The following is a 3,067-nucleotide window of genomic DNA, read 5'->3' on the forward strand; positions in this document are numbered from 1 at the left end:
CAAGATCACTGGACGACACTAACTGGGTATTAGTCCGATAATACACATTATGTCAGGTTACATTTCTCAACAGAGACCTGAGTACTCCCCATTCGTTCGTAACAATTGAAAGCGAAAACTTTGACTCTCCACAGGGTTGGTTCATAGAGTTCAGTAATGAGCAGAACTTCTCCAGCGCCGACAAGTTCGCGCTATGCGGGCGTTCTGTGGGGATTTCTCGGTATTCTTGCTTTTTCCTTCACACTCCCCTTTACAAGGGTTGCAGTGGAGACTATTAGTCCGTTTTTCATGACAACAGGACGTGCGACCCTTGCTGCTGCATTTGCACTCATTGCTTTTGTACTTGTAAGACCCAAAAAACCTAGCCGTCGTCAAATAGCTCGCCTCGTAGTTGTCGCTCTGGGAGTTGTAGTTGGATTCCCGCTCTTTACTTCGTTAGCTCTGCAAAGTGTCCCTTCCGCTCATGGAACTGTCGTCATTGCTCTTCTTCCAGCAGTGACAGCACTTTTTGTTGTTCTTCGAACTGGTGAACGGCCTGGAGTTCTGTTTTGGGTGGCCTCAATTGCTGGCGCCGCTGCCGTGGTGATCTTTCTTGCTCTCGGCAATGGCTTCTCTGGAGTGAGCCTTCCAGATCTCTATTTAGTCCTGGCTGTCGTCCTAGCGGCAATTGGTTATACCGAGGGCGGATTACTTTCGAGAGAACTCGGTTCATGGCAAACAATTTGCTGGGCGCTGATCATCTCATTACCCGTCATGGCTCCGCTGACAGCTATCAATGCTTGGTTTATTCCGTTGTCACAAGAACCAGTTGCATGGCTGTGTTTCCTATATACCGCTGTTTTCAGCATGTTTCTCGGGTTTTTTGCCTGGTATCGTGGCCTAGCAATTGGCCCCATGACCACTGTTAGCCAGGTGCAATTGACTCAACCAGTCCTCACTTTGGTATGGTCTGCACTGATTCTTGGAGAGGTTCTCACCCCTGACATCCTCATTGGTGGAGCAGTGATCATTGGTCTTGCTTTTACTGCTGTGAGAGCACGAGTGAAAACACTGCAACCCCCTAGTGTTAGTAAGTGATGTCCCGGAAAAAACTCTCACCACGTAGTTGGTATTGGCTTGCTTTTGCTTCCTTTGGTGTCCAGGGACTCTATTTCTCTACTTGGGTAAGCAGAACACCTGAAATTCAGAAGCTTCTAGGTCTAGATACTGCCCAAATGGGCCTATTTACACTGGCAATGGCAGTGGGATCACTGAGTGGTCTTCTTATCGGCGGGCCGATTATTGCCCGCTTCGGAACACGTATCGTGCTTATTTTTGCTTACTGTGGTGGCGCTGTATTTCTTGCGCTGCTCGGTGTCGTTTCACAGATGAGTAACTTGCCTCTGGCGACGTTGGCGATTGTGTTCGTTGGTTTCTCTGGTGGTGCAGGTGGTTTAGCCATCAACATTGAAGGCGCCAACGTCGATAGGAACTCTCCAAAGAGCCTCCTCCCCTCACTTCACGGTGCTTTCAGCTTGGGTTCGCTTCTTGGCGGTGCGATTGGCACAGTTGCCATTGTCAGCGGCGTCTCTGTAGAAGCAAACTTGATTGGGATGTCTGTTCTTGTATTCATCGTGACTCTTCTTGTGACGACAAGACTCCCCCGCACCTCAGGTATGCATGTTCACGCAGAGATGAACACGGATCAAATTGCCACAGTAGCTTCAGCCAAAGATCGCCGTCGAGTATGGCTCGAGCCACAAACACTCATGGTGGCTTTCATCGTCATTGGCTTCAACCTTGCTGAAGGTACTGCTAGCACCTGGCTCCCGATCGCGCTTGTAGACGCCGGACTCTCTAGCGCCATTGCGACGGCTTCTTATACAGTTTTTGCAGGTGCAATGGCTGTAGGCCGACTATCTGGTGGCCCAATCGTGGATTATCTCGGCAGAGCACGCGCTTTGATCGTCTTTGCAGCAATTACCGCACTTGGAATCCTCATTGTCATACTTACGGGCTGGATAGCTCTCCCACTCGTTGGTGCGGCCCTATGGGGGCTTGGTAACTCGATTGGCTTCCCACTGTGTGTTTCTGCAGTATCTGAAGACCCGCGACTTGCCGGTTCTCGAGTTGGCGTTCTTGTCGTTGCCAGTAACACATCAGGTATTGCTGGTCCCCCGTTACTAGGATTCATCGGACAAGTTGCCGGCCTATTCACGGCTTTCCTCGTTCCTTTCTTCCTTTTGATGGCGGGAATGGCGTTCAACAGGGCAACACGAACCCACTCAACCGTCGACGCGCGTCGATGAATGTGATTCAATAGCTACATGTCAACTTCAGTTGGCGAAACAAAGTCGTTTCGCTCCCAAGCAATCATTCTTTTTGCCTACTTCCTCGTTTTCGGAGTGGGAGGCGCTTCATGGCTTGTTCGTCTGCCCGAGGTGCGCAGCTATATCAATGTGTCCACCTCAATACTCGGCTGGGTGCTCTTTGCTGGCTCAGTAGGCGCACTTACTTCTTTGCTTCTCTCAGGAAGGTTTGTCGCTCGATTTGGAGCTCGAACAGCAGTTGTAGTGGGATTTACCACTTTGGGGCTTGGTCAAATCATTCAAGCTTTATCTCTTGTTGGAGAATCTCCCCTTGGAGTAGCCCTTGGTGGTCTGGTAGCTGGTCTTGGTTATGGCATCGGCGACGTTGGTATCAACGTAGAAGGTGCTGAACTCGAGAAGGCACGTGGCAAGAGCTTGCTTCCACAACTCCACGGTGCATACAGCTTGGGTGCTCTTGCCGGTGCAGGCATTGGAACCGTCGCCATCATCACGCAGTTCTCTCTGGTCATTCAGATGATCGTTATTGCCGTTCTTACGACGTCCATCGCGTGGTTCACTTTCAAGAAATTGCCGGCGGACACAGGAAAGACTTTAGTCACGACAGCTGGAGTCAAGCCTCAGCGCGAACGAGTAGTTCTTTCCCGCCGAATCCTTTTCCTCGGTCTCGGAATTATGGGACTTTCGCTCGCTGAAGGTGGTTCTAATGACTGGTTGGCACTTTCTGTTGTAGATGACTACAAACTGGACACGACAACCGC

2 protein-coding genes and 1 pseudogene are annotated in these 3,067 nt (G+C 50.5%); all 3 read left to right on the top strand.

Annotated features, from left to right (window positions below):
- Positions 1–156: 156 nt before the first annotated feature.
- Positions 157–1,077, top strand: coding sequence for a DMT family transporter (locus tag Q0362_RS09390; RefSeq protein ID WP_298122841.1), 921 nt, complete (start codon positions 157–159; stop codon positions 1,075–1,077).
- A complete protein-coding gene (locus tag Q0362_RS09395) occupies positions 1,077–2,288 on the top strand; it encodes an MFS transporter (protein WP_298122843.1) in 1,212 nt (403 codons plus the stop codon). Before Q0362_RS09390 ends, Q0362_RS09395 begins: the two co-directional genes overlap by 1 nt.
- Before the next feature lie 18 nt (positions 2,289–2,306).
- Positions 2,307–3,067: pseudogene (locus tag Q0362_RS09400) on the top strand (hypothetical protein); the annotation flags it as partial.

It is taken from the genome of uncultured Aurantimicrobium sp., assembly GCF_936931525.1.
Lineage (GTDB): Bacteria > Actinomycetota > Actinomycetes > Actinomycetales > Microbacteriaceae > Aurantimicrobium.